Below are 25,601 nucleotides of genomic sequence, written 5' to 3'. Positions count from 1 at the left end.
CTCAGTACAGCGCCCGGTATCCCTGCCACCCGGTGGCGAGGGTGTAGGTCGCGCTGAACGTCCCGTCCCCCCAGCCCTTGTTGCGCAGCAGCTTGCCGTCCGTGGTGCGGGAGACCAGGTCGGGGAAGCCGTCCCCGGTCACGTCGCCGACCGCGACGATCGCGTTGCGGCCGGTGCCCCAGTCGCGGAAGAGCAGCGTCCGCGGCTCGAAGCCGCCCGCGCCGTCGCCGTCGTAGCGCCACAGTTCGCCACCGGAGTCCCGGGCGATGAGGTCGCCGACGCCGTCGCCGGTCACGTCGGCGGCGCCGACGAGGGTGTAGCCCTTCCAGCCGGTGCCGACGCGCACCCCCGGGTCGAAGCGGCCCTGGGCGTTGGCCCTGTACAGGTACAGGTAGCCGGTGGCGGCCTGGCGGGCCAGCAGGTCGGGGCGGTGGTCGCCGGTGAAGTCGTCGGCGGCGACGATCGCGTCGAAGCCGCCCCAGCCCGAGCCGACCAGGGTGCGCTCGGCGTCGGGCGGGAAGGCGCCGGTGCAGCCACCGGAATACCGGTACAGCTTGCCGTCGGTCGTCCGGCCGAGCAGGTCGGAGCAGCCGTGGTCGGTCAGGTCGCCGACGGGGACCAGTCGGGTGGCCGGGTCCCAGGCCGACCAGCCGCGGGCGCCGGCCGGCGCGCCCCCGGAGAAGCGGTGGGCCTCCAGCAGGCCGCCGCTGGTCATCGTGTACAGCTCGCCGTAGCCGTCGGTGTCCGCGTCGCGGAACGCGGAACGGCCCCCGGAGAGCGAGAAACTGCCCGTCGGCAGGGTGCGCACGGCGCCGCCGTCACCCGGGTCCACCGTCATCGTCCAGTGGTACCGGCCGCTGGCCGCCGTGCCGCCCGCGTCGTCCTTGCCGTCCCAGGAGGTGCGGATGGCGGCGCCCTGGTGCGACGTGCCGCTCAGGGTGCGGACGGTGGCGCCGTAGGCGTCCTTGATGGTCAGCTTCCACGCCGCGGCGGGCCGGGTGAGCCGCCAACTGCCCTCCCACGTGCGGTCGCCCGCCTGGCGCAGGTCCACGGCGGAGTCCGAGCGCCAGTCGAACAGGCTGATCCGCGACCGCGGCACCGTCACCGACCGTACGTGGATCAGCTGCTCACTGTCCGCGTAGGCGACGTGACCGCCGTACCGGTCGACGACCAGCCGGCTGATCGAGGCACCCTGGGGGACGGTGAAGAAGGGCGCGGTGGTGGCCGGATGACCGCCGCCGAGGTGGAAGTCGGTGAGCGTCACCGTCCGGTGGTCGGCGGCCTCGTGGACGAGGTACCCGTCCCCGACCTCGGCGCCCGGCGCCCCGGGGACGGGGATGTTCTTGCCGGTGCCGTGGTCCCACACGCCCGCCTTGCCGGCGGCGGAGCAGCGCCAGTACAGCCACCGCCCGACGGCCTGCAGGTCGTCCGGGACGCACCCCGACCCCAGGTTCACGGCCGCCGAGGTCGCCTTGCTGACCAGGTCGTAGGAGGTGACGGTGCCGGCGGTGCCGCCCGGCTTCCACAGCTTCGAGCCCCACAGGGACACCGCGGTGGCCGGCCGCGTGTGGATCTGCCCGGGCCACGGCACGTCCGGGTCGAAGGAGCCGACGCACTGCGTCCCCCGGTCGTCCACGGCCACGTAGGAGCCGCCGGCCGCCACCACGTGGTCCTCCGACTCCCAGGAGAACGGACCGAGTCCCGTCTCGCCCCCGGGCGCCCCGCCGCCGAGGGCGTCCTGTCCGCCGAGCGGCGTCATGAAGGCCACCCGGCCGTCGCCGAGCGGCCAGAGCTCGGAGTAGAAAGCGCTGCACGTGTGCTCGGCGGGGTCGACCCCCTCGCACGGGTAGTCCGTCCAGACGTGCGGGGCGGCGAGCTGCCGTGGCCCCGGCTGCGGGGTGCCGACGGCCGGGAGGTCGTACTCCCACAGGCCGCGCTTGCTCTCGGGGTCGGCGGTGCCCAGCACGCTGAGCTTGCCGCCGCCCAGCGCGAGGCCCTCGACGGCCGCTCTGCTGCCGTCCCGGGTGCCGAGCGGGAACACGATCTCGTCGTCGGCCGCCCGTGGTGCGCCCGGCGCGGCGGCCGCCGTCGCCGGGCCGAGCGCCAGGCCACCGACGGTCAGTACGACCGCCGTGGCGAGGGTGAGCGAGGTGCGTTTGCTGGTGCGAGCAGTCATGTAGATCCCCCTGGTCGACGCGCGTCTCGTCGTCGCTGTGGGTGGTATGACCCGCGGAACGGCCTTTGGGTTGTACGTATGTGAAGGTTCGTCAGGTTCTGCACGGGCCGGCGGGCGTCAGCCGTCGTCGCACGCCTTCGACGTGAACTCCGCCAGGGGAACCGTGACCACTTTCTCGTCCTCGTACGTCACCCGGTCGTAGCGCACCGTCCCCGGGCGGAGCGCGGCCCGGTCGGGCAGGGTGAAGTCGACGCTCGTGGCGGACCAGCTGTTGTCCTTGGTCCAGCCGTAGAAGACGTACGTCGTCCGGGCGGCCAGGGGGCGGAGCGGGATCGTCGTCGTCCAGCCGGCGGACGGGGCGTCCAGGGGCCAGGTGGTGACGCCTTCGGTGAGGGGGTGGGAGGCGGTCCACTCGCCCGCCGTCACCTGGTGGTCGGGGTCTGCGCTGTGGACGTAGAGGGTCGCCCCGTCGATGTGGTGCCCGCAGACCAGCATGACCCCGAGCAGGTGGCCGTCGGCGGTCACCGAGATCCCGGCGACGGCGTCCACGGGCACCGTGCACCCCGTAAGCGCCGTCAGCGTCGCGCCCACCGTGGCGACGCCGACGAGGCGCCGGAGAGCCTTCGCCCGTAGCACTGTCGACCGCACCAGAGCCCCCGCTCCCCGCCTGCTGCGCGGACGCTCTCCCGCGCCCCCGCCCTACGCCGCATGGTAGGCGGGGGCATCGCCGTCAGGTGCCCGGACGATCACTCGTTGCGCCCCCGTTGTGACCTCGTGACCGCGCCGGTCACCGGCCGCCCCGACAAGGTCACCGCCACAGCTCGTCGCTGTCGCACACCTGCGCACCCATGTTCCGTTCCATCATCCGCAGCGCCGCGTCCGCGAGGTCCTGGTGCATGTGGGCGGTGGCATCGCGGGGGATCGTCACGTCGAAGTGGCGGATGTGGGCGTCCAGGCAGGAGTAGAGCACGCACTGCTCGGTCACCTGCCCGCAGAGCACCAGCCGCTCGAAGCCCTGCTGCTGGAGCAGGTAGGTCAGCGGGGTCTCGAAGAAGATCGAGTGGCGGGCCTTGACGACGAAGAGGGACGCGTCATCGGGCCGCAGCGGCTCCACGAGGTCGGCGTGCGGTCCCTGCAGCGCCTTGTCCAGCAGTTCGCCGTGGTGGGAGCGCCACTCGCCGAAGTTGTCGTTGACGTAGATCACCGGGATGTCCCGGGACCGGGCCCGTTGCAGCAGGTCGGCCACCACCGGGACCACCCGCCGGGCGGACGGGAGGAGCAGTTCGGCGTCCTCGTGGTCGTACGTGGTGATCATGTCGATGACGATCAGTGCACTCTTGCTCATGCGAACAAGGGTTTCCCCGTACGGGCCCGACCGCACCCCGAGACGTGCCCCGATCGTCGAGGGACCGTGCCGGGCGGCCCCCTGCCCAGATGCGATGCGAGCGGTCGTCCGGCCCGTGCCCCGGCCGTCCGGCCCGGTTCTCCGGTCTCCCGGCCCGGTGCCCCCTTGTGCGCCCGCACAAGGCCCCGTACGGCCCCGTTGTGCGCCCGCATCCCGCCCGTGCGGCCCGCTGGACGGCACGGCGGGCCGCTGGTGCCATGATCGGCATGTCTCCAGCCACCTCGGTACCGGTACGCCCGGCCGTCCCCGCGCACCCCATGGCCCCGCACCCCACGGCGCCGGCCGACGCGCCCCCGACCGGCACCGCGGCGGGCCGGTGCCCGGCGGCGGACGGCACGAGGGGACGGCCGTGATCTCCGGCAACGGCCAGTCGCTGGCCCTCATGGTCTTCCTCGCCTTCGTCACCGTGTCCCTGCTGCTGTGCGGGCTGGCCGCGGCCGACCTGGACGACCCGGAGCACTTCTACGCGGGCGGCAGCGCGGCCTTCGGCCCGGTCGCCGCCGGACTCGCCATCTGCGGCGACTACGTGTCGGCGGCGACGCTGCTGAGCACCACGGGCGCGGTCGCGCTGGACGGCATGGACGGCATCCTGTTCGCCTGCGCCACGGTCGCCTCGCTGTACCTGGTGATGCGCGTCGTCGGTGAACGCCTGCGCGGTGAGGGCGTGTTCACGCTCGGGGACTTCGTCGCCCGCCGGCTCGGCGACCTGCGCGCGGGGCGTGCGCTGGCCGTCGCCACCCTCGCCGTGCTCGCCCCGCTACTGCTGGTCCAGCTGTCGACGGCCGGACACATCATGGTGGCGATGCTGGGACTGCCGGAGGGCGCGCGCACCGGCTGCACCGTCGCCAGCGGACTGCTGATGGTCTGCTTCGCCGCGCTGGGCGGGATGCGCGGAACCGGGTACGTGCAGATCCTCAAGGTGGGCGTGGTCCTGGCCGCGCTGCTGCTCGTCGCGGGCCTCGTCCTCGCGCGGTACGACTGGTCGCCCACGGCGCTCTTCGGCGCGGCGCGGGACCGCTCGGAGGCGGGCGGCGACTACGCCCTGCCCGGGCTGCACTTCGGTCACTCCGCCGTCGGGACGCTCGACCTGCTCAGCTTCTGCGTCACCCTGCTGCTCGGTGCGGCCTGTCTGCCCCACCTGACCATGCGGCTCCACCCGTTGCGGGACGCCCGCACGGCCCGCAAGGCGGCGGGGTGGGCGGTGGGCCCGATCGCGCTGGTGTGCCTCGCCGTGGTGGTGGCCGGCCTGGGGGCCGGGGCGCTGGTCGGCCGGGAGGCGGTGCGGGCGGCCGACCCCTCCGGGTCGACGGCGCTGCTGATGGTGACGAGCGCGCTCGACCCGGAGACCGGGGGACCGAGGCACAGCATGCTGTTCGCGCTGGTCGCCTGCGCCGTGTTCGCCACGACCCTCGCCGCCGTCGCCGGCATCACCCTGGCAGCCGCGTGCAGCCTGGTCCGGGACTGCGCCCGGCCGTCCGGCGACGCGTCCACGGTGCGCTCGCGGGCCGCCGAGATCCGCCGGGCCCGCGCCGGCGTGCTCCTCGTCGGCGCGATCGCGGTCCTGCTGGCGGTGCTGCTCGAGGACCGGGGCCGGCTGACCCTGATCTCGACGTCCCTCGCGGTCGCCGCGTCCGTCCTCGCGCCGATCCTGCTGTACGCGCTGTTCCTGCCCGGCTTCACCGCGACCGGCGCCCGCTGGACGATACGCGGGACGCTCCCGCTCATCATCGTGCTGATGGCGGCCTCACCGGCGGTCTCGGGCACACCGATCGCCCTGTTCCCGGAGCGCGACTTCCACTGGTTCCCGCTCCAGACCCCGGGCCTCCTCACGATCCCGGTGGGCTTCCTCCTGGGCCTCGTGGGGCGGACACGGGGAACGGAACGCGGGGTCACGTGGACGCCGGAGGAGGCGTCGGTGCGCTGAACGTCGTAGGGCGGTCGACGCCGGTCGACGGCCCGGAACCTGGCGGCTCGGTGCATCCTTCGCCACTGCCGGCCCACGCCGTCGGCGTCCCGCATCGCCTGCGTAGCCTGTCGGCATGCACTCCCACCGGAGCTTCTTCAACCCGCCCGCCCAACCGCACGACGTCGTCGTCGACGTCCTGGAGCGGGCGCTCGGGGACCGGGCACATGAAGGCGCGGCGGCAGACGCCCTGGTCGGGACTGCGCTGCACGACGACGATCGCGAGTTCATCGAGCGCTGCTGCCTCACGGTCGGGACACGCGCCCACTCGGGCAGCCCCCTGCTCGGCCTCGCCGCCCTGTGCCTGGGACACAGCGCGCGTCGCTTCGGCCGGTTGGGGGACGAAGCGCTGGCGTTGGTGCGCTCGCTGGCCGCGCGGGCCGAGGCGGACCCGCAGGACGTCGACGGGCGGGCGCTTGACGGGCTCGACGACGTACGGAGCTTCCTGCACATCTGGTGAGGCCAGTGAGGCACGTGGGATGCCTGCGGGACCCCTACGAGCCCCCGTCCACCCCGCCCCGACCGCCCGCACCGGCAGAGGCCTCCGGCGCCCCCGCGCCCGCCCCCACCCGCTCCGCCACCGCCGTCAACGTCGCCCCCAGCGGCAGCGCGACGCGCGCGACCGCATGCGCGTCCCCCCGTGTCGGTGACAGGTTGACGATCCACACCGGCTTGTCCTCCTGGGCCGCCTGGCGGACGAAGCGGAGGCCGGACATCACCGTCAGGGAGGAGCCGAGGACGAGGAGCGAGGTCGATCGCCGGACCAGGGCGCGGCAGTGCTCGACCCGCCCCGGCGGGACCGCCTCGCCGAAGAAGACCACGTCCGGCTTGAGGACGCCGCCGCACGCCGCGCACGGCACCACGCGGAAGTCGCCGACCTGGTCGTCGGTGAGGTCGGCGTCGCCGTCCGGGTTGATGCCCGCGGCCACCGGTGCGAAGCCCGCGTTGGCCTCCTCCAGGCGCCGGGCGAGTTCGCGGCGGGGGCTGAAGACGCCGCAGGACAGGCACACGACGCGGTCCAGGCTGCCGTGGAGCTCCACGACGTCGTCGCTGCCGGCGGCCTGGTGCAGGCCGTCGACGTTCTGGGTGATCACCCCCGACAGCAGCCCGTGCCGCCCGAACGCGGCCACGGCCCGGTGCCCGGCGTTGGGGCGGGCCCGGCCGAAGGTGCGCCAGCCGAGGTGGCTGCGGGCCCAGTACCGGCGCCGGGCCCGGGCGCTCGCCGTGAACTCCTGGTAGGTCATCGGGGTGTGCCGGCTCAGACTGCCGCCCTCGCCCCGGTAGTCCGGGATGCCGGACTCCGTGGAGAGGCCCGCCCCGCTGAGCACCAGCACACCCCCGGCGCCCAGCGCGTCGGCGACCGGTTCCCAGTCCGTGATGCCCGGCGGCAGGTCCTCGGGCGGGGTCCAGGCCAGGGTGGGACGCATGCGCATGCCACCAGGGTACGGAACCGGCGGACTCCCGCGGTTGACGAAGTTAGTTATTGAGTACTAACTTCGTCGCATGGCCAGGATGAGTGCGCAGGAGCGGCGCGAGAGCGTCATCCGTGCGGCCACCGCCGAGTTCGCCCGGGGTGGCTACCACGGCACGTCCACGGAGGCGATCGCCAAGCGCGTCGGTGTCTCGCAGCCGTACCTCTTCCGGCTCTTCCCCGGGAAGAAGGGGATCTTCCTCGCCGTGGTCGAGCGGTGTCTGCACGACACCACGCGCATCTTCGAGGAGGCGTCCGACGGGCTGAGCGGGGCGGAGGCCCTCCAGGCCATGGCCGATGCGTACAAGCGCCTCATCGCGGAGCGGCCGGAGGCGCTGATGATGCAGATGCAGATGTACGTCGCCGTCGCGGCCGCCGAGCAGGAGGGCGACCACGAGTTCGGCGAGTCCGTACGCCGTGACTGGATGCGGCTGTGGGACACCGTCCGCGCGCCGCTCGGCGGGGACGACGACACGACCGCCTTCATGGCCTCGGGCATGCTGATCAACTGCCTGGTGGCCATGGGTTTCCCAGCCGAACACCGGGTCTGGACGGGATGCTTCCCGGCGGACGCCGGCAAGGTGCGCCCGGGGGAGTGACGTCGACCGGCTCGCGCCGCAGACGTCGTTCCGTCCGCACCATGGCTTTTCTTTTGACCTTCGAAGTTAGTCATCAATAACTAACCAAATCGACCAGCTACCGCCGGCTACCGACTCAGCCACCGATCCCTTGGGGGAGAGATGTCGCAGAACGACCCGGACAGCGCCACGTCCGCACGGTCCATGTGGTGGGCCCTCGTCATCACCAGCGTCGCGGGCTTCATGGCGGCCCTGGACAACCTCGTCGTCACCACCGCCCTGCCCTCGATCCGCGAGGACCTGGGCGGCGCCCTGGACGACCTGGAGTGGACTGTCAGTGCCTACACGCTGACCTTCGCCGTGCTGCTGATGTTCGGCGCGGCCCTCGGCGACCGCTTCGGACGCCGCCGCCTCTTCCTGGTGGGGCTCACCGTCTTCACCGGCGCCTCCGCGGCCGCCGCCATGGCGCCCAGCATCGGCGCGCTGATCGCCGCCCGCGCGGTGCAGGGCGTCGGGGCCGCCGTGCTGATGCCGCTCACCCTGACCCTGCTGACCGCGGCCGTGCCCGCCGCCAAGCGCGGCATGATGTTCGGCATCTGGGGCGCGGTCAACGGACTCGCCGTCGCCGCGGGCCCGCTGATCGGCGGCAGCCTCACCGAACACATCTCGTACCACTGGATCTTCTGGATCAACGTGCCCATCGGCATCGCCCTGCTGCCGCTCGCCCGCCTGCGGCTCGCCGAGTCGTACGGTGCCGGGGCACGGCTCGACGTCCCCGGCACCCTGCTCGCCAGCGGCGGACTCTTCGGCATCGTGTACGGCCTGGTCCGCGGACCGGCCGACGGCTGGACCGACTCCCTCGTGCTCACCTCGCTGTTCGCGGGGGCCGTACTGATCGCCGGGTTCGTGCTCTACAGCTCCCGTGCCGCCGCGCCGATGCTGCCGATGCGGCTGTTCCGCTCCCGGGCCTTCTCCGGCATCAACGCGGCGAGCCTGCTGATGTTCGTCGGCATGTTCGGCTCGATCTTCCTGCTCAGCCAGTACATGCAGGGCGTGCTCGGCTACTCGCCGACCGAGGCGGGCCTGCGGATGCTGCCGTGGACCGGCATGCCGATGCTCGTCGCCCCGATCGCCGGCATCCTCTCCGACCGGATCGGCGGCCGCCCCGTCGTCGCCGCCGGTCTCTTCATCCAGGCCGCGGGACTCGCCTGGCTCGCCGCCGTGGCCACCGCCGACGCCTCCTACGCCTCCCAGCTCCCCGGCCTCGTCCTCAGCGGCATCGGCATGGCCCTGTACTTCGCCCCGGCCGCCAACCTGGTGATGTCCAGCGTGCTCCCGCACGAACAGGGCATCGCCTCCGGCGCGAACAACGCGCTCCGGGAGGTCGGCGGCGCGCTCGGCATCGCGATCATGTCGTCGATCTTCTCCGCGCAGGGTGGCTACGAGAGCGCCCAGAGCTTCGTGGACGGCCTGCGCCCCGCCGTGGTCGCCGGAGCGCTCCTCGTCGTCCTCGGCGCGTTCGCCGCCTTGGTGATACCCGCGCGACAGAGCATCGCCGCAGGCAAGTCGACGGAGCCCGCCGCGTCCGCCGACGAGGCGGAGGCGGACCTGTCCGAGGCATCCGCCCTCCTGCGTCCGTCGGCTCGTGCCTGAGCCGGCGAGCGAGGTCCGTCGAGGGGCAGCACGTATCCTGCGCTCACGCGCATGCGCAACTCGGACCATCGGATCTTTCCGGACCGGTCCCCCACCAGGCCCGGCGTCGCTGGAGTTCCCTCGACGCGTGGGTGAACGGGGGTGGCGTCGTGGGGGACATGACGATTCCGGTCGTGCTCGTACTAGACACAGGGGAACGTGCTCGGCCACCGTGAACCGCTCCACCACCGCCCGTGCCGCCGCCCTGGTCCGTTCCCCCCGCTGGCAGTCCCTCCGCGCTCTCGTCCCCGGCGTCCAGCCACCACCTGCCGAGCCGTCGGGATCCTGAAAGCCACCGCGGCGGCCCCGAGGTCCGCCTCTCCCGGCGGCCAGGCGCACAAGGGCCGAGCACCCCACAGCCGAACGTGACTGACCGTGCCGACGGTGAAGGCCGCGCCGCTCGATCCGGCGGCACGGCCCCGTGCGTCTTCCAGCGCGGGCGCGGGTGTCAGCGCAGGATGCGCCACCGGTTGTCGGGTGTGCCGTCGTCCGGGGCCTGGACCGCGAAGGCGCCGACCGAGGTGGAGCCGTTTTCCACGCCGAGCAGTTTGCCGCTGTTCACGTTGCGGATCTTGAAGGTGCCGTCGCCCTGGTCGAGGAGGATCCAGCGGTGGTCGGCGGTGCCATTGTCCGACCACTGCAGCACGGTCGCGCCGTCCGCCGTCGACATGTCCCGCACGCCGAGCACCTTGCCGCTGTGGGCGTTGCGGAGGCGTACGGCGTCGCCGTCCGGGATCATCTCCCAGTCGTGGTCGGCGGTGCCCGAGTCGCTCCACTGCAGGGCGCGGCCGCCGTCGGCGGTGGACATGTCCTGGATGCCGAGGACGAGGCCGCTGGCGGCGTTGGCGAGGCGGACGGAGGAGGAAGCACCGGTGTTCCAGTAGACGGTGTAGTTGTGGCCCTGGGCGTCGTGGAAGGGGCCCAGGGCGACGGCCGCCCCGTTCGCCGTGGCGGTGAAGGAGAGCGCGGTGGAACTGGTCCGCCGGATCGAGGACGTGTCCAGCGCGGGCAGTGACCCGAGGGCGGTGTCACCGTAGTTGCCGGACAGGACGACGGGACCGTAGGTGACCGCGGCGACGTTCGGGTTGTCGTTGGCCGGCCGCAGGACGGTCCGCATGGGCAGGCGGACGGTGACCGTGTCGCCGGAGGTCCAGGCGCGGGTCAGCGTGGCGTAGCTGCCGGGCGTGGTGGCGATGTTCTGTGCGGCGCCGTTGACGCTGACGGTGGCCCCACTGGTCCAGCCGGGGATGCGGATGCGCATCGCCCACGTACCGCCGACGGAGCCGGTCACGCGCAGGGTCGTCGTGTCGCTCACCGGGTAGGACGTGGTCTGGGTGAGGGTGACGCCGCGCTCGGTCCAGGTGACCACCGACGGCACGAACAGGTTCACCGTCAGGGTGGTGCCGGCGTGGAAGTAGACGGAGTCCATCAGCCGGGTGTGCATCTCCAGACCCGTGCCCTGGCAGCACCAGAAGGTGGTGTAGTCGGTGCTCCAGGTACCGCCGCCCCACGCCGGGCCCACGCCTCGGCGGCCGCCGGGGTTGAGCGGGGTGAAGTAGGTGACATGGCCGTGGGGGTCGGCCGGGTTCTGCTGGCCGATCATCTGGTTCAGCCAGGCCTGCTCGTAGTAGTCGAACAGGGCCGCCCGGTCCGGGGCGAGGGTGAACAACTCCCGGGTGAGTGTCAGCATGTTGACGGTGTTGCAGCTCTCGCAGGTGTCCTGGCGGAGATAGCCGGCGATGGCGTTCGGGGCGCGGAAGTGCTCGGCCTGGCTGTTGCCGCCGATGGCGTAGGTGTGCGCACCGACGCAGATGTTCCAGGCGTTGGCGGCGATGTCCCGGTAACGCGTGGTGCCCGTCGCCTTGTACGCGCGGGCGGCCCCGATCCACTTCGGCACCTGGGTGTTGGCGTGCAGCCCGGCCAGCCTGTCCTGGGCCGCCGCCAGCGGGTCGAACACGGCGGCGTGGTCGAAGCGTTGGGCGGCGGTGAGCCAGCGGGTGTCCCCGGTCTGCCGGAAGAGGTCCGTCAGCACGGCGTTCATTCCGCCGAACTCGGTGCCCAGCACGGCCTGCATTTGCGCCGTGCTCAGCCGCCCGGTGCGCCGGTCGACCCAGTCCGCCAAGGCGAGCAGCACGTCCCGGGCCTGTGTGCTGCCGAGGAGGCGCCATACGTCCAGCAGGCCGGTGAGGGTCTTGTGGATCGTGTAGTACGGCACGTTCCCGTTGGACAGCGTGCCCGCCTCCAGCGCGGCGAAGTCGGACTCCGGGTAACCCGACAGGTACCCGGCGCCGAAACCCGCGGCGCCGTTGTTGGCCTGGCATTTGGCCAACTCCGCGACCATGTACTGGGCCTTGTCCCGGCAGACGGTGTCCCCCGTGACGGCATACGCCTGCGCCCACGCGGTGAGGAAGTGTCCCTGCACATGGCTGCGGAAGGGGAAGTCGGGCGCCTCCCAGCCGCCCACCGGGGCCGCGCCGCCGGTCGGACGGCGGTGGTTGACGCGGAAGGTGTACATCAGCCGGTCGACGTCCACGAACCGGAGGTAGTTCTGGGTGCGGTTCTGGTTGTCCAGCCAGCGGCTCGCGGTCAGCTTCACCTGGCCGAGCTCGAAGGGGGAGGCCAGCACTCCGGTGTCGGGGAGGACCGGCGGTACGGCCGCGTGAGCGGGGGAGCCGCCAAGGAGCGGCCCGACGGCACCGGCGGCGGCGCCGGCCCCGGCGAGCTGGAGGAGGCGGCGTCTGCTGACGAAAGAGGACATGGGGATCCTTTCGGCTCAGGCTCGGCTCACATGCGGGCTCGGACACTCGGCTCGGGCTCGGGTGAGAAGGGAAGAAAGAGCTGTTCCGTATTTCGAACGCCGTTCGCAGAATCGACGAGACCCTAGGGCGCGGGAAGGTACGCGTCAATGCCGCCGACGCGACCGCCCCCCGCTGACAGCTGCCGCCTCCCAGGTATGAGCGACGCTGACGCCCGCCGGCACACGGCCGAACGATCCAACGCGGTGACACGCAAGACGCCCGACGGGGAGATGTACCCGCACGGATCCGGACGGGTCGGCCACAGCCGCAAGGTGGTGTGCCCGTCCGTGCCGGGTGGCTCAGGTGGGTCTGATCGTCGGGCCGGTCTCGGCGAGGCGGCCGTCAGTGACCAGACCGGCGGCCGCCGCTGACTACCTGGTGCGCTCAGTGCGGTCGTCGTACTCTTCGCGGGCGGTGATGACTTCTTCGATGTGCAGCACGGACCACTCCGTGAGCGCCTTCAGCGGTGCCCGTAGCGTCTGGCCGAGCGCGGTCAGCTCATACTCCACGTGCGGCGGCACCTCTGGGTAGACGGTCCGGCTGACCAGCCCGTCGCGTTCGAGGGTGCGCAGCGTCTGGGTGAGCATCTTCTCGCTCACGCCCGCCAGCGCCTGCCGGAGATGACCGAACCGGGAGGTCCCGTTCCGGCCGAGTTCACCCAGCACGAGGACCGCCCACTTGCTGCCGATCTGGTCGAGCAGGTCCCGCGACGGGCAGCCGCGCTCGTACGGATCGAATGACGGCATGGTCCCGGTCACCTTCTCGACAGCAGTCATACGGGTCACCTCGATGCTTTCGCTGAGGTGAGTACCCTACCGAGAAGTGGCTACTACCCAACAGAGAGTGTCCAGGTCATTCTGTGATCCATCCCGCTGCGGACAGGCCGCGGCAGGCGCGCGAAACACGCGCGGAAGGAAGGAATGACCATCATGTCGATCGTCGTCACCGGAGCCACCGGCCAGTTGGGCAGGCTCACCGTCGAGGCACTGCTGCGGCGCGGGATCCCGGCCGCGGACATCATCGCGACCGGCCGGGACATCGCCGGGATCAAGGATTTGACCGACCGGGGCATCACGGTACGCCGCGCAGACTTCGCGGACACCGACGGCCTGGTTGAGGCATTCGCGGGAGCGGACAGGCTGCTGCTGATCTCGGCCTCGGTCCCCGTGGGCGAGCGGGTCGCCAACCACCGCCGCGTCATCGACGCCGCGGCATCCGTGGGCGTGTCGCTGGTGGCGTACACGAGCACGACGCACGCGGACACGGCCACCACCGTCATCGGTGCCACGCACAGCGAGACCGAGGCGTATCTGCGGGACCGCGGGATCCCCAGCGTGCTGCTGCGCAACGGCTGGTACCTGGAGAACTACACCAGCCAACTGCCGCAGATCCTGCAGAACGGCGCGGTCGTCGGCGCCGCGGGCGAGGGGCGGATCAGCGCCGCGTCCCGGGCCGACTACGCCGAGGCCGCAGCGGTCGTCCTCACCACTGAAGGCCACACCGGCGCCGTGTACGAGCTCGGCGGCGACGAATCCTTCACCCTGGCGGAACTCGCCGCCGCGATCTCCGCTGCGGGCGGAAAGCGAGTTACCTACGCTGACCTCCCGGTGGCCGACTTCGCCCAGGTACTGGCCGCCGCGGGCCTACCCGCCGAGCTGGCGGAGGTCCTGGCTGACGCTGACCGCGGTATGAACCGCGGCGAGATGTACACCGACTCCGGCGACTTGCGCCGCCTGATCGGCCGGCCGCCCGTGACCTTGGCCGAGGCACTCGCGGCCGCCCTGCATCACTGAGGCCGAACTCGTGATGTGGCCTGGTTGCTCAGGTGACAAGGTCGAAGGCCGGGCCGCGCACGCGAGGGCAACCGGGCCACCCCGAACGCCCGTTCAGCTCGACTCGCGGACCACGAGTTCGTTCGGCATGATCACCGGCTTCCTCGGGCCGCCCTCGATCAGCGCCAGCAGCAGCCGCACCGTCGCGGTGGCCTGGTCGGCCATGGAACTGCGGACCGAGGTGAGTGCCGGCGTGGTGTAGGCGGCCGCCTCGATGTCGTCGAACCCGACCACGGCCACGTCGTCGGGGACCCGGCGGCCCGCCTGGTGCAGGGTGCGCAACGCCCCGATGGCCATGAGGTCGTTGGCCGCGAACACCGCGTCGAGGTCCGGGTCGTCCTCCAGCAGTTGCCGCATCGCCTCCGCGCCCGACACCCGCGTGAAGTCGCCCAGCGCGACGATGGAACGGCGCCCGGTGTCCCGCAGGGCCGCCCGGTACCCCTCGAGCCGCTCCCGGGACTCGTACAGGTCCAGCGGCCCGGTGATGGTGGCGATCCGGCGCCTGCCCCGCTCCAGCAGGTGCCGTACGGCCAGCGCCGCGCCGCCCGCGTTGTCCAGAGCCACGTACGGGACGTCGGCCGCCGCTGTGCGGTTGAAGGACGCCACGGGCAGGCCCATGCGGGCGAGCGCGGCCGGCAGCGGATCGGCGCCGTGCAGCGCCACGAGCATCACGCCGTCCACGTGACCCCCCGCCACGTACCGCTCCACCCGGGCCCGGCTCTCGTCGGACTCGGCGAGGATCAGCACCACGCGTCGGCCGACGGCCTCCAACTCCCGGCTGACGGTGCGCACCACGGTGGAGAACAGCGGATCGTCGGACACCACGCCCTTGGGCGGGTCGGAGACGACCACGGCGACGGCGTCGGTGCGGCGCGTGACCAGGTTGCGGGCGGCGGCGTTCGGCACGTACCCGAGTTCCCGCACCGCCTGCATGACGACGTCCCGGATCTCCGGCGCGACCGTGGTCTCCCCGTTGACGACCCGGGAGACGCTCGACTTGGACACGCCGGCCCGCGCGGCGACCACCGCGAGCGTGGGTCGTTTCATCGCCTTCCGATCACCGGTGCCCGGTCCTCGACTCCAGGGAGCGTTTTCCCCTCAGGATGACCTCGGCCCGATCTTCATGTCAACGGGCCCTTCCCCGCCCCCTGGTAGGGGAGCCACCCGTCAACTGAGGCCTCCCAGGCGCCTGTCGGCGGGTGGCGTGCGCACCCCCGAAGTGGATCTCAGGAACCGTTCCCCGGAACCGGCCCTGTGGGTCAGGGGTGTTACGGGCCTGTTGCTCAAAGCCTTGACAGTCCATCGGGACCGGCCCATTCTCACCCCTCAGGGAGCGCTCCCTCACCCTTCCCCCACTGAGGAGTCGCCCGTGCATCCCCTGCTCCGCCGCATCGGCTTACCCGCCGTCGTCGCGGCCGTCCTGCTCACGCTCGTCAGCCTGCCCGCGCCCCGGGCCCACGCCGCCGAGACCCTGCTGTCGCAGGGCCGGCCCGTCGTCGCGTCCAGCACCGAGGACCCGTTCGGCGCGCCCGGAGCCGTCGACGGCAACCCGGCGACGCGCTGGTCCAGCGCCTTCTCCGACCCGCAGTGGATCAGGGTCGACCTCGGGGCCCCGGCCCGCATCAGCCGCGTGACCCTCCAGTGGGAGGCGGCCTACGGCAAGGCCTTCCGGATCCAGGTGTCGGACGACGCCGCGACCTGGACCACCGTCCACGAGACGACGGACGGCACCGGCGGCACCCAGAACCTGAACCTGACGGCCACCGGCCGCTACGTCCGCATGTACGGCACCCAGCGCGGCACCGGATACGGCTTCTCTCTCTGGGAGTTCCAGGTCTTCGGGACCGACGGCACCGGCGGCGACCCGGGCGGCGGTGGCGGGGACGCGCTGCTGTCGTACGGGAAGACGGGCGCGGCCTCCTCCTCGCAGAGCGACCAGAACTGCTGGGAGTGCACGCCCGCCCGGGCCTTCGACCGCGACCCCGCCTCCCGCTGGGCGACCAGCTCCACCACCGGCTGGACCGACCCCGGCTGGATCTCCGTCGACCTCGGCGCGACCGCCCGGATCTCCCAGGTCGTCCTGCAGTGGGACCCGGCCTACGCCAAGTCCTTCCAGATCCAGGTCTCCTCCAACGGCACCGACTGGACGCCCATCTACTCGACCACGTCCGGCACCGGCTTCAAACAGACGCTGGCCGTCTCCGGCACCGGACGGTACGTCCGGATGTACGGCACCGAACGCGCCACCCCCTACGGCTACTCCCTGTGGGAGTTCCAGGTGTACGGCACCGGGGGCGCCCCGACCCCGGCGCCGCCGCTGCCGCCAGACCCGGCGCAGCCGCCGCGGCTGGTGTGGAGCGACGACTTCGACGGAGCCGCCGGGAGCAAGCCCGACCCGGCCAAGTGGCGGGCCGACCCCGGCACCGGGCAGAACGGCGAGCTGCAGTACTACACCGACCACCAGAACGCCTCGCTCGACGGCGGCGGCCACCTCGTCATGGAGGCCCGCAAGGAGGCCAGCCCCGGCCGGGCCTGCCCGCCCGACCCGCTGACCGGCAGCACCACCTGCCAGTACACCTCCGCCCGCATGAACACGGGCGCCACCTTCCAGTTCACCTACGGGCGCGTCGAGGCCCGCATCAAGGTGCCCAAGGGCAACGGGCTGTGGCCCGCGTTCTGGATGATGGGCGCCGACTTCCTCACCGGCCGTCCGTGGCCGTACAACGGCGAGGTCGACATCATGGAGGTCCTCGGCAAGGACGTGAAGACGGCCTACTCGACCGTGCACGCCCCCGCCTACAACGGCGGCGGCGGGATCGGCTCGCCGTACCGGCTGCCCTCCGGCGGCGACTTCTCGGACGACTTCCACACCTGGGCCGCGGACTGGAACAGCAAGGGCATCGTGTTCAGCCTCGACGGGCGCACCGTGTTCACGCTGGACAAGGACCAGGTGGAGCGCACGCGCGGTCCCTGGATCTTCGACCACCCGCACTACATGATCCTCAACCTCGCGGTCGGCGGCGACTGGCCCGGCCCGACCGACGCCTCCACGCCGTTCCCGTCCCGGATGCTCGTCGACTACGTGCGCGTGTACCAGTAGCGCGGCCGGCACCGGCCCCCCTTTGTCAGGTCCGGCCCGGACACCTCCGTTCCGGGCCGGACCGCAGCCGCACCACGCCCCACCCCTCCGACGAGGAAGTGACATGCGCAGATACTCCCTTCACCTCTATCCCGTGTTGGTCGGTGCCCTGGCGATCGCCCTGGCCGCCGCCCTCGGAATCACCCTCGGCGCCCCCGCCGCGCGGGCCGCCACGATCACCGTCCAGGCCGAGTCCTACGCGGCACAGTCCGGCGTCGTCCTGGAGACGACCGCCGACCAGGGCGGCGGGCAGAACGCCGCCTACCTCGCCGACGGCGACTGGATGCGGTTCGACCAAGTCGACCTCGGGGCCGCCGGCCGGCTGACGGTGTCGGCGCGCCTGGCCTCCGCCACGGGCACCGGCTCCGTCGAACTGCGCACCGGTTCCCTGACCGGCCCCCTGCTCGCCGTGATCCAGGTCAGCCCCACCGGCGGCTGGCAGACCTGGGCGACCCGCAGCGCCGACGTCACCACCCACCCGACCGGCCCCCAGACCGTGTTCGCGGTGCTGCGCGGCACCACGCCCGGTGACTTCGTCAACATCAACTGGTTCTCGTTCGTCAGCGGCGGCGACGAGCCCGCGCCCGGCTGGGTCGACGTCGACCAAGCCAAGTGGCAGGCCCAGCTGACCCAGTTCCGGGCGATGACCCCGGCGCCGGTGCCCGCCAACGCGGTGCGCGTCCCCGAGTTCAACGCCACCTGCACCTACAGCCACTCCAAGCCGGACGACCCGATCGTCTTCCCCGGTCTGCCGGGCGCGTCCCACATGCACAGCTTCTTCGGCAACAAGGGCACCGACGCCTTCACCACGACCCAGAGCCTGCTGGGCAACACGGGCACGAGCTGCACACCGCCCAAGGACCTCTCCGCCTACTGGATCCCCACGCTCTACGAGCGCGGCAAGGCGGTCGAACCCGACGGGATGATCGTCTACTACGGGTCGCGGCTGCCCGACCCCACGGCGACCGTGCCCTTCCCGCAGGGCTTCCGCATGATCGCGGGCAACGCCAAGCTGCAGGTGGCCACTCCGGCCGGCTCGCCCAACCAGTTCTGGTGCGCCGGACCGGGCGGTGAGACCGGCCGCAGCGCCGACGGCAACTGGCCGCTGTGCGCGCCGACCGCCAAGCTGGTGTACCAACTGGTCTTCCCGGACTGCTGGGACGGCAAGCACCTCGACAGCCCGGACCACAAGTCGCACGTCGCCTTCACCTACGACGGCAAGTGCAGCGGCGCCTACCCGGTGGCCATCCCCTCGGTCTCGTTCGTCATCAGCTACCCGACCAGCGGGAGCGCGGACGGGTTCTCCTTGGCGTCAGGCATGGCCTCGTCCATCCACGGTGACTTCTTCAACGCCTGGGACACCGCGGCCCTCGGGCAGCGCGTGAAGGACTGCATCGTGCAGAGCGCCAAGTGCAACTCCGCCGGAACGTTCTGACCCGGCGGACGGCGGCCGCCCTGTTCCTGGGCCTGGCGGCCGCCGGCTGCACCCCGCAGCCGGCGGCCGACCGGCCCGCGCCCGCCGCCTTCAACGGCACCGACACCGCGTGGATCCAGCTGATGATCCCCATGGACGAACGGGCGTCACTGCTCACCGACTTGGCGCCCGCACGCGCCGGCCGCCCGGCCCTGGCCGCCTGGGCCAAGGAGGCCGGAAGCAGACTTGAGGACGAACTCGTCGACCTGCGCGAGCTGTTGCGGCTCTCGGGCGTCCCCGACACCCGCCCGCACGAGGGCCACACCATGCCCGGCATGGTCGGCCTCGACACGGTGCGCCGGGCGAAGAACGTGACCGGGGACGGCTTCGACCGCCTCCTCACCGAGAGCCTGCGGGCGCATCTCGTCCAGGTCCGCATGCTGTGTGCGAGCGAACGCACCTCGGGCAGCGCCGCGCAGGCGAAGGACCTCGCCGCCACGATCGAGAGGAGTGTGGCCGAGCAGATCACCCGCCTCGACGAGGTGACGTGAGGGCCAGGGGGCGGTCGTGACCCCCGGGCTGGGCGGAGTCGCCGTCACGCGCCGTCCCGCACGGACGTGAAGAACTCGGTCATCCGCTCCAGCCCCTTCTCGCCGAACATCGTCTCCAGGCCGGCGGCGGACTCGGCGGCGGACGCCTCGCTGCGGGGAAAGAGTGCCTCCTCGTACGCCGCGAGGGCCGCCTCCGGGTCGTACGGGCGGGCGGCGACGGCCTCGGCGAGTTCGGCGCCGTCCAGCATCGCCAGGTTGGCGCCCTCCCCGGCGAAGGGGGACATCAGGTGGGCCGCGTCGCCGAGCAGGGTCACGCCGGGGACGCGGTCCCAGCGGTGCCCGACCGGCAAGGCGTGGATGCGCCGCGGCACGAGCGCGCCGTCGGCGTCGGCGACGAGGCCGCGCAGACCCTCGTCCCAGCCGTCGAAGTGGGCGAGGACCGCGGCCTTCGCGGCGGCTGCGTCCCCGAAGTCGACGGTGTCCAGCCAGCTCTCGTCGGCGCGCAGGGCGGTGTAGACGTGCAGGCTGCCGTCGGTCTCCCGGTGGGCGAGGAAGCCCCGCCGCTCACCGAGGCAGAGGAAGAACCCGCCGCCGACCAGGGCCGCGCTGCGCGGGTGCCGGGCCTCGGCGTCGAGGAGGTCGGTCTCGACGAACGAGACACCGGTGTACGCGGGCCGGGCGTCGGACAGCAGGGGCCTGATCCGCGACCAGGCGCCGTCCGCCCCGATGAGCAGGTCGGTGGTGACGGCCGAGCCGTCGGCGAAGGTCACCTCGTGGCGGCCGTCGCCCAGGGGCCGGGCGCCGGTGACCTTCCGGCCCCAGCGGACCGTGCCGTCGGGCAGGGCACCGAGCAGCAGGTCGCGCAGCTCGCCCCGGTCCACCTCCGGCCGCCCGCCCGTGGCGTCGTCCTCCTCGGCGACGCGGACGGCGCCGTCCGGGCCGAGCAGGCGCAGTGCCTGGCCGCCCGGGTGGATGATCCGGCGGAACTCCTCGTACAGCCCGGCGGCGCGCAGGGCTTTCTGGCCGCTGTCCTCGTGGATGTCGAGCATGCCGCCCTGGGTGCGGGCCGAGGCCGACGCCTCCAGGTCGAAGACGGCCGCCTCGACGCCGTGGACGTGCAGGACGCGCGCGGCGGTGAGACCGCCGAGGCCGGCGCCGATGATCGTGACGGGGTGGTGGGTGCTCATCTGGTGCCTCCTGGCGGGACGCGGGGCCTGCGGACACCCATGAGGCTAACGAACATGTTCGTGACGAACAAGTTCGGCACAGTGCTGAAGGTGCCCGCCAGGCGGCCCCGGAACGAGGCGCGCCCGCGCCTGCTCAGTCGGCCCGGCGGGGGAGCGGCGTCCCGGTGATGCCGTTGATCAGTACGTCGAAGCCCCAGGTCAGCCGGTCCTCCACCGGACCGGAGAGCAGGGCCGGCAGATGACCCCTGATCATGGGGTGGGTGGCTGCGTCCACCGTGTGCACGGCCTGCGCCAGGGCGTTCCAGTCGTCCTGAGCGGACGGCGCGCTCTCCTGCGTTCCGTGCTCCGCGGCGACGGCCGTGGCGTGCTGGAGCAGCAGGTCGAGGCCCCAGGCCACCTGGTCGGGCGCGGCACCGCCGCCGGAGAGGAGGGCGAGGACGCGCTCCACGAGGGCGAGGTAATTCTCCCCGCTGGGCCGCGCCACCAGCGCCGAGCGGGCCAGCTGCGGGTGCCGGAACAGGACGTCGGTGTACGACCTGAGCACCGCGAGGAGCTGCTCCCGCCAGCCCGTCCGCGCGTCACCGCCGGTCAGGTCGACCTCGCCGAGCAGTGCGTCCAGCACGGCGGCGTGCAGTTCCGCGGTGTTGGCCACATAGACGTAGAGCGAGGCGGGGCCGGTGTCCAGCTCCTGCGCCAGACGGCGCATGGTCACCTTCGCCAGCCCCTCGGCGCGCAGGATCCGCAGGGCCGTGTCGACGATCCCCGCGCGGGTCAGGGCCGGTTTGGCGGGGCGTTCACGGCGGCTGATCGGGTCTCGCTTCGCATCCATGCGCGGATCGTAACGAACGCGTTCGCCCGGTTCCGGGCCCCGCCCCGTCACCCGGTCGGCGCGGACGCGGGGGACGACGGTTGGAGCCGCCGCTTCCCGGGCACCCGGGGGGCCCGTTGGAGGAAGTGTGCTCGGAGGTGCGCATGGCGGTTCGTCACCGTCTGATCAAGGCAGACCCGTCCGTGGTGTGGGACGTGATCGCCGACGGCAACAGGTACGCCGACTGGGTGGTGGGCACCGGTGCCTCGCGCCCGAGCCGCGGCCGGTGGCCCGAGAAGGGCGCCTCGATCGAGTACGAGGTGCCGCTCGGTCCCTGGCGGCTCAGCAACGAGACGATCGTGCGCCGCGTCGAGGAGGGCCGCCAGCTCGAACTGGAGATCCTGGCCGGACCCCTCGGCACCGCCCGCTTCTCCATCGAGCTCCGCGAGTGGGGCGAGCACTGCCTGGTCATCGCGGACGAACATCCGCTGCAGGGCGCAGGGGGCGCGCTGCACAACTTCGGCGCGGAGGCGGTCATCCAGCTCCGCCACCGCACCATGCTGGCCCGGCTCGCCCACTGCTGCGAGGAACAGGCCGAACAGGGCCACGAGCCGGCCGCCCGCGGCCTCGGCGTGCAGGAGAACCCCGGCCATGCCTGATGCCGTGGTCATCGGCGCGGGCCCCAACGGGCTCGTCGCCGCCAACCTGCTCGCGAGCGCCGGATGGAGCGTGGTGGTCCTGGAGGAACAGCCCGAGCCGGGCGGCGCGGTCCGCCACGACCGCGGCGTCCACCCGGACTACGTCAACGACCTCTTCAGCTCCTTCTACCCGCTGGCCGCCGCCTCGCCCGTCCTCGCCTCACTGCACCTGGAGGACCACGGCCTGCGCTGGAGCCACGCCCCGCACGTGCTGGCCCACCCGCTGACCGACGGACGGTGTGCCGTGCTGGACCGGCAGATCGACGTCACCGCCGACTCCCTGGAGGCGTTCGCCCCCGGGGACGGCGAGGGCTGGCGACGTCTGTGCGGGCTGTGGGACACCCTGCACCGGGACGTGCTGGACGCCCTCATGACCCCGTTCCCGCCGGTCAAGGCGGGAGCCCGGCTGCTGCGGAAGCTGCGGGCGGCCGGCGGTCTGCGCGCCGCCCGCTCCCTCGTACTGCCGGTGCGCCGACTGGGGGAGGAGGAGTTCACCGGCGAGGGCGGACGCCTGCTGCTCGCGGGCAACGCCCTGCACGCCGACCTCGCCCCCGAGGCGGCCGGCAGCGGTGGCTTCGGCTGGCTGATGTCGATGCTCGGACAGACCTACGGCTTCCCGGTCCCCGTCGGCGGTTCCGGCGCCCTGACCGACGCGCTGGTGCGGCGACTGCGGGCGCACGGCGGAGAGCTGCGCTGCGGGGAGCGGGTGGACCGCGTCGTCGTGCGCGGCGGACGTGCCGTGGGCGTGCGGACCTCCTCCGGGGCGGCCGTGCCCGCGAGCCGCGCCGTGCTCGCCGACGTGGCCGTACCCGCCCTGTACGGGGACCTCGTCGGCCCCGAGCACCTTCCCGGCCAGGTCATGGACGACCTGCGGCGCTTCCAGTGGGACTTCGCCACCTTCAAGGTGGACTGGGCCCTGGACGGCCCCGTGCCGTGGCGGGCCGAACAGGCGAGCCGGGCCGGGACCGTCCACCTCGCCGACGGCGTGGACGAGCTGACCCGCTTCGCCGCGCAGATCGCCATGCACCAGGTGCCCGACCGGCCCTTCAGCCTCTTCGGGCAGATGACCACCTCGGACCCGAGCCGCTCCCCGGCCGGCACCGAGTCGGCGTGGGCGTACACCCACGTGCCGCGCGAGATCCGCGAGGACGCGGGCGACGAGGGCATCACCGGCGCCTGGGGCCCGGACGACCAGGAACGCATGGCCGACCGGGTGGAGCGGCAGGTGGAGCGCTTCGCACCCGGGTTCCGCGCGCGCGTGCGGGCCCGCAGGGTGCTCGCCCCGCCCACCCTGGAGTCGCTCGACGCCAACCTCGTGGCCGGCGCCATCAACGGCGGCACGACCGCCCTGCACCAGCAGCTGTTCTTCCGCCCCGTGCCCGGCACCGGACGCCCGGAGACCCCGGTGTCCGGCCTCTACCTCGCCTCGGCCGGCGCCCACCCCGGCGGCGGGGTGCACGGCGCCCCCGGCGCCAACGCGGCCCGCGCCGCCCTGCGCAGCGCCCGCCTGCCCGTCCTGGCCGGCGCCCAGCGCCTCCTCACCCGCCGGGACCGCACCGGACACAAACGCTGACCCCTCCCGCCGCACCCCGCGGAGCCGACGTTCACGCTCCCGGGTGCATCCGGAGCCCGAACAGAAAGGGAACACCCAGATGATCGCCCAACGCATTCGCCCCACGGGCCACGCCCCGCCGCACACCGAGGGAGAACCATGAACCAGCACCACGACGGCCCCGACGCCCGGCACCGCCGCCCCGCGGGTGTCGACGACAAGACCGTCGAGGCCCTCGGATCGCTGTCGAAGGCACTGGAGACCACCGAGCGGGCCCGCGGCCACCTCTACGGCTTCCACCAGCTGACCGGCACCGCCGACCTGGAGCTGGACCGCGCGGTACGACTGCTGCGCGAGGCGGGGCACACCGGCTGGGCGGACAAGGTCGAGACCGAGGTCCTCGGCCGCAACGTCATCCCGGGCCACTGGACGTTCCAGATCGTCGAGGCCTACAACGACACGTACTACGACCCCTTCCGGCGGCTGGAACGCGCCGCGGTGGCCGAACTCGCCGACGGACGCGACCATTTGTACGAGGCGGAGATGAAGGAGGACCGCCGTACGGAGGGCCACCCCGACCACACGGCGCGCCCCCCGGCCACCGACGCCTGAACCGGGGAGGGCCGAACCCGTGCGTACCAGCCCCCTGAAGAACCGGACCGTCGTGGTCACCGGAGCGGCCCGCGGTCTCGGCGCCGCCCTCGCGTACGAGATCGCCGGCCGAGGAGCCCGCGTGGCGCTCCTCGGACACGAGAAGGACCTGCTCGACGAACTCGCCACGCGGCTGCCGACCCCGGCGCTCGCCCTCGAGACCGACGTGACCGACCTGCCCGCGCTGCGGGAGGCCGCCGACCGCACGCGCCGCACCCTCGGACCGCCCTCCGCCGTCGTCGCCAACGCCGGCGTCGCGGACGGTGGCCCGTTCACCGCGACCGACCCCGCCGAATGGCGCCGGGTGATCGACGTCAACCTCACCGGCAGCGCCCAGACCGCACGGGCCTTCCTGCCCGACCTGGACGCGACAGCCGGCTACTACCTGCAGATCGCCTCCCTCGCGGCCCTCGGCGCCGCACCCCTGATGAGCGCCTACTGCGCGTCCAAGGCGGGCGTCGAGGCCTTCACCCACTCCCTGCGCGCCGAAGTGGCGAGCCGCGGCGTCGCCGTGGGCATCGCCTACCTGAACTGGACCGACACCGACATGATCCGCGACGCCGACCGGTACACCGTGCTGCGCGAGCTGCGCGGCCACATGCCGGGCCCCGCCCGGCACGTCTACGGCGTCGACCAGATCGCCCACCGGATCGTCAACGGCCTGGAGCGCCGCCGCACCGCGGTGTACGCGCCGCCCTGGCTGCGGCTCGTACAGCCCGTGCGGGCCGCCCTGCCGCCGGTGGTCCTGCGCGCGGCCCGCCGGGACCTGGCCCGCCTCGAGGCCGAGGGGTCGTTGGAGCCCACGGGACTGCTGGGCGCCGGGGGCGAGGCCGACCGCCTCGCGGAGGGACGCGCGCGCTGAGCCGGGGGACACACCCAGGGGGGTCCGAGGGAAAGGAACGGCCCATGACCGACAAGAAGAAGCAGAGCGACACGTCCCAGGACCTGGGCAAGGGCGACGAGGTGACCTGGAAGAGCCACGGGTCCACCGCAGAGGGCCGGGTCGAGCGCGAGATCACCGAGCGCACCGAGGCCGCCGGGCGCACCGTCGACGCGTCCCCGGACGACCCCCAGTACGAGGTCCGCAGCGAGAAGTCGGGCAAGTCGGCGGTGCACAAGCCGTCGGCCCTGCACAAGAAGTGAACCGCCGAGGACACCCGGCATGCAGACCTTCCTCCCCGACCCGGACTTCCGCCGCAGCGCGGAACTCCTGGACCGCCGCCGCCTGGGCAAACAGCGCGTGGAGGCGCTCCAGGTCCTGCGCGGGCTGACCGTTCCCGGGTACGGCTGGCGCAGACACCCGGCCGTGCGGATGTGGCACGGCTACGAGGAGGCCCTGGTCCGCTACGGACTGGAGGTCTGCCGGGTGTGGCGGGAGCTGGGCCACCAGGACAGCTGCGCCGCCTCGCTGGTCGCCGGGTACGCGGCGGGCCGCCCGCACGCCGCCGTCCGCGATCAGCCCGCCCTCGCCGAGGCCGGGGAGCTGCCGCCCTGGCTCGGCGACGAGGCGTTCCACCTCAGCCACCGGTCCGCGCTGGTGCGCAAGGACCCGGAGACCTACGGGCCGCTGTTCCCCGGCACCCCCGACGACCTGCCCTACCTCTGGCCGTCGTCCGACCGGCAGGCGGCGGTCGCGTAGGGGCGGGCCCCGTCGTCCCCGTCCGGCCCCGCCGGTCTCAGGCGCCG

General features: G+C 72.9%; 23 protein-coding genes. 14 read left to right on the top strand and 9 right to left on the bottom strand.

All coding sequences use genetic code 11. The features are described 5' to 3' along the window. Position 1 precedes the first annotated feature (1 nt). The 3 genes from E4U91_RS01760 to E4U91_RS01750 all read right to left on the bottom strand — a co-directional run bounded on the left by E4U91_RS01760 (position 2) and on the right by E4U91_RS01750 (position 3,521). The gene (locus E4U91_RS01760) at positions 2-2,176 is read right to left on the bottom strand and encodes an FG-GAP-like repeat-containing protein (protein WP_137304879.1); all 2,175 of its coding nucleotides are present in this window, start codon (positions 2,174-2,176) and stop codon (positions 2-4) included. 117 nt (positions 2,177-2,293) lie between these two features. Beyond that, positions 2,294-2,824, bottom strand: coding sequence for a hypothetical protein (locus E4U91_RS01755; protein WP_241678471.1), 531 nt, complete (start codon positions 2,822-2,824; stop codon positions 2,294-2,296). A gap of 160 nt (positions 2,825-2,984) precedes the next feature. Beyond that, positions 2,985-3,521 carry a cysteine hydrolase family protein gene (locus E4U91_RS01750; RefSeq protein WP_137304878.1) on the bottom strand — a complete coding sequence of 179 codons (537 nt, stop codon included), beginning with the start codon at positions 3,519-3,521 and terminating at the stop codon, positions 2,985-2,987. Positions 3,522-3,930: 409 nt separating this feature from the next. On the opposite strand from E4U91_RS01750, the gene E4U91_RS01745 reads away from it, so the two are divergent. After that, positions 3,931-5,505, top strand: coding sequence for a sodium/solute symporter (locus E4U91_RS01745; RefSeq protein WP_241678470.1), 1,575 nt, complete (start codon positions 3,931-3,933; stop codon positions 5,503-5,505). Positions 5,506-5,620: 115 nt separating this feature from the next. Beyond that, positions 5,621-6,004, top strand: a complete 384-nt coding sequence (locus E4U91_RS01740) for a hypothetical protein (RefSeq protein ID WP_137304877.1) — start codon at positions 5,621-5,623, stop codon at positions 6,002-6,004. A 34-nt stretch (positions 6,005-6,038) separates the two neighbouring features. Here the strand turns inward: E4U91_RS01740 and E4U91_RS01735 are convergent, their stop codons facing one another. Beyond that, positions 6,039-6,977 carry an NAD-dependent protein deacetylase gene (locus E4U91_RS01735; RefSeq protein WP_137304876.1) on the bottom strand — a complete coding sequence of 313 codons (939 nt, stop codon included), beginning with the start codon at positions 6,975-6,977 and terminating at the stop codon, positions 6,039-6,041. A gap of 70 nt (positions 6,978-7,047) precedes the next feature. Between E4U91_RS01735 and E4U91_RS01730 the strand changes: the two genes are divergently transcribed. Next, positions 7,048-7,614 (top strand): TetR/AcrR family transcriptional regulator, encoded by a 567-nt coding sequence (locus E4U91_RS01730; RefSeq protein ID WP_174867733.1) that lies wholly within the window; start codon positions 7,048-7,050, stop codon positions 7,612-7,614. 183 nt (positions 7,615-7,797) lie between these two features. After that, entirely contained in the window at positions 7,798-9,246 is a 1,449-nt protein-coding gene (locus tag E4U91_RS01725) for a DHA2 family efflux MFS transporter permease subunit (RefSeq protein WP_422070930.1), read from the top strand. 487 nt (positions 9,247-9,733) lie between these two features. On the opposite strand, the gene E4U91_RS01720 is transcribed toward E4U91_RS01725, so the two are convergent. Both E4U91_RS01720 and E4U91_RS01715 read right to left on the bottom strand, forming a co-directional pair. After that, a complete protein-coding gene (locus tag E4U91_RS01720; RefSeq protein WP_137304874.1) occupies positions 9,734-12,043 on the bottom strand; it encodes a beta-L-arabinofuranosidase domain-containing protein in 2,310 nt (769 codons plus the stop codon). A 411-nt stretch (positions 12,044-12,454) separates the two neighbouring features. Next, the gene (locus E4U91_RS01715; protein ID WP_137304873.1) at positions 12,455-12,859 is read right to left on the bottom strand and encodes a winged helix-turn-helix transcriptional regulator; all 405 of its coding nucleotides are present in this window, start codon (positions 12,857-12,859) and stop codon (positions 12,455-12,457) included. 144 nt (positions 12,860-13,003) lie between these two features. On the opposite strand from E4U91_RS01715, the gene E4U91_RS01710 reads away from it, so the two are divergent. Then, entirely contained in the window at positions 13,004-13,876 is an 873-nt protein-coding gene (locus E4U91_RS01710) for an SDR family oxidoreductase (protein WP_137304872.1), read from the top strand. 93 nt (positions 13,877-13,969) lie between these two features. Here the strand turns inward: E4U91_RS01710 and E4U91_RS01705 are convergent, their stop codons facing one another. Further along, a complete protein-coding gene (locus tag E4U91_RS01705) occupies positions 13,970-14,962 on the bottom strand; it encodes a LacI family DNA-binding transcriptional regulator (protein WP_137304871.1) in 993 nt (330 codons plus the stop codon). A gap of 322 nt (positions 14,963-15,284) precedes the next feature. Here E4U91_RS01705 and E4U91_RS01700 point away from each other — a divergent pair, with 322 nt between their 5' ends. The 3 genes from E4U91_RS01700 to E4U91_RS01690 all read left to right on the top strand — a co-directional run bounded on the left by E4U91_RS01700 (position 15,285) and on the right by E4U91_RS01690 (position 19,019). Then, complete coding sequence (locus E4U91_RS01700; protein ID WP_137304870.1) at positions 15,285-17,015, top strand: discoidin domain-containing protein; 1,731 nt, start codon at positions 15,285-15,287, stop codon at positions 17,013-17,015. Positions 17,016-17,118: 103 nt separating this feature from the next. Next, a complete protein-coding gene (locus E4U91_RS01695) occupies positions 17,119-18,489 on the top strand; it encodes a DUF1996 domain-containing protein (protein ID WP_137304869.1) in 1,371 nt (456 codons plus the stop codon). Continuing rightward, complete coding sequence (locus E4U91_RS01690; RefSeq protein WP_137304868.1) at positions 18,465-19,019, top strand: DUF305 domain-containing protein; 555 nt, start codon at positions 18,465-18,467, stop codon at positions 19,017-19,019. Before E4U91_RS01695 ends, E4U91_RS01690 begins: the two co-directional genes overlap by 25 nt. 44 nt (positions 19,020-19,063) lie before the next feature. Here the strand turns inward: E4U91_RS01690 and E4U91_RS01685 are convergent, their stop codons facing one another. Beyond that, entirely contained in the window at positions 19,064-20,206 is a 1,143-nt protein-coding gene (locus tag E4U91_RS01685; RefSeq protein ID WP_137304867.1) for an FAD-dependent oxidoreductase, read from the bottom strand. A 133-nt stretch (positions 20,207-20,339) separates the two neighbouring features. Further along, positions 20,340-21,035 (bottom strand): TetR/AcrR family transcriptional regulator, encoded by a 696-nt coding sequence (locus tag E4U91_RS01680; RefSeq protein ID WP_137304866.1) that lies wholly within the window; start codon positions 21,033-21,035, stop codon positions 20,340-20,342. Positions 21,036-21,178: 143 nt separating this feature from the next. On the opposite strand from E4U91_RS01680, the gene E4U91_RS01675 reads away from it, so the two are divergent. The 6 genes from E4U91_RS01675 to E4U91_RS01650 all read left to right on the top strand — a co-directional run bounded on the left by E4U91_RS01675 (position 21,179) and on the right by E4U91_RS01650 (position 25,554). Next, a complete protein-coding gene (locus tag E4U91_RS01675; RefSeq protein WP_137304865.1) occupies positions 21,179-21,673 on the top strand; it encodes an SRPBCC family protein in 495 nt (164 codons plus the stop codon). Beyond that, positions 21,666-23,285 (top strand): phytoene desaturase family protein, encoded by a 1,620-nt coding sequence (locus tag E4U91_RS01670; RefSeq protein WP_137304864.1) that lies wholly within the window; start codon positions 21,666-21,668, stop codon positions 23,283-23,285. The genes E4U91_RS01675 and E4U91_RS01670 overlap by 8 nt, the downstream gene beginning before the upstream one ends. A gap of 138 nt (positions 23,286-23,423) precedes the next feature. Further along, complete coding sequence (locus E4U91_RS01665) at positions 23,424-23,876, top strand: hypothetical protein (protein WP_137304863.1); 453 nt, start codon at positions 23,424-23,426, stop codon at positions 23,874-23,876. 19 nt (positions 23,877-23,895) lie between these two features. Further along, complete coding sequence (locus E4U91_RS01660) at positions 23,896-24,777, top strand: SDR family oxidoreductase (RefSeq protein ID WP_137304862.1); 882 nt, start codon at positions 23,896-23,898, stop codon at positions 24,775-24,777. Positions 24,778-24,821: 44 nt separating this feature from the next. Continuing rightward, the gene (locus E4U91_RS01655; RefSeq protein ID WP_137304861.1) at positions 24,822-25,058 is read left to right on the top strand and encodes a hypervirulence associated TUDOR domain-containing protein; all 237 of its coding nucleotides are present in this window, start codon (positions 24,822-24,824) and stop codon (positions 25,056-25,058) included. A 19-nt stretch (positions 25,059-25,077) separates the two neighbouring features. Next, positions 25,078-25,554 (top strand): MSMEG_6728 family protein, encoded by a 477-nt coding sequence (locus E4U91_RS01650; RefSeq protein ID WP_067228642.1) that lies wholly within the window; start codon positions 25,078-25,080, stop codon positions 25,552-25,554. The last annotated feature ends 47 nt before the right edge of the window (positions 25,555-25,601 follow it).

The organism is Streptomyces lasalocidi (genome assembly GCF_005280215.1).
Taxonomy (GTDB): Bacteria; Actinomycetota; Actinomycetes; order Streptomycetales; family Streptomycetaceae; genus Streptomyces; species Streptomyces longwoodensis.
Note: the sequence above shows the minus strand (reverse complement) of the source record. Positions and strands in the feature narration are given on the sequence as shown.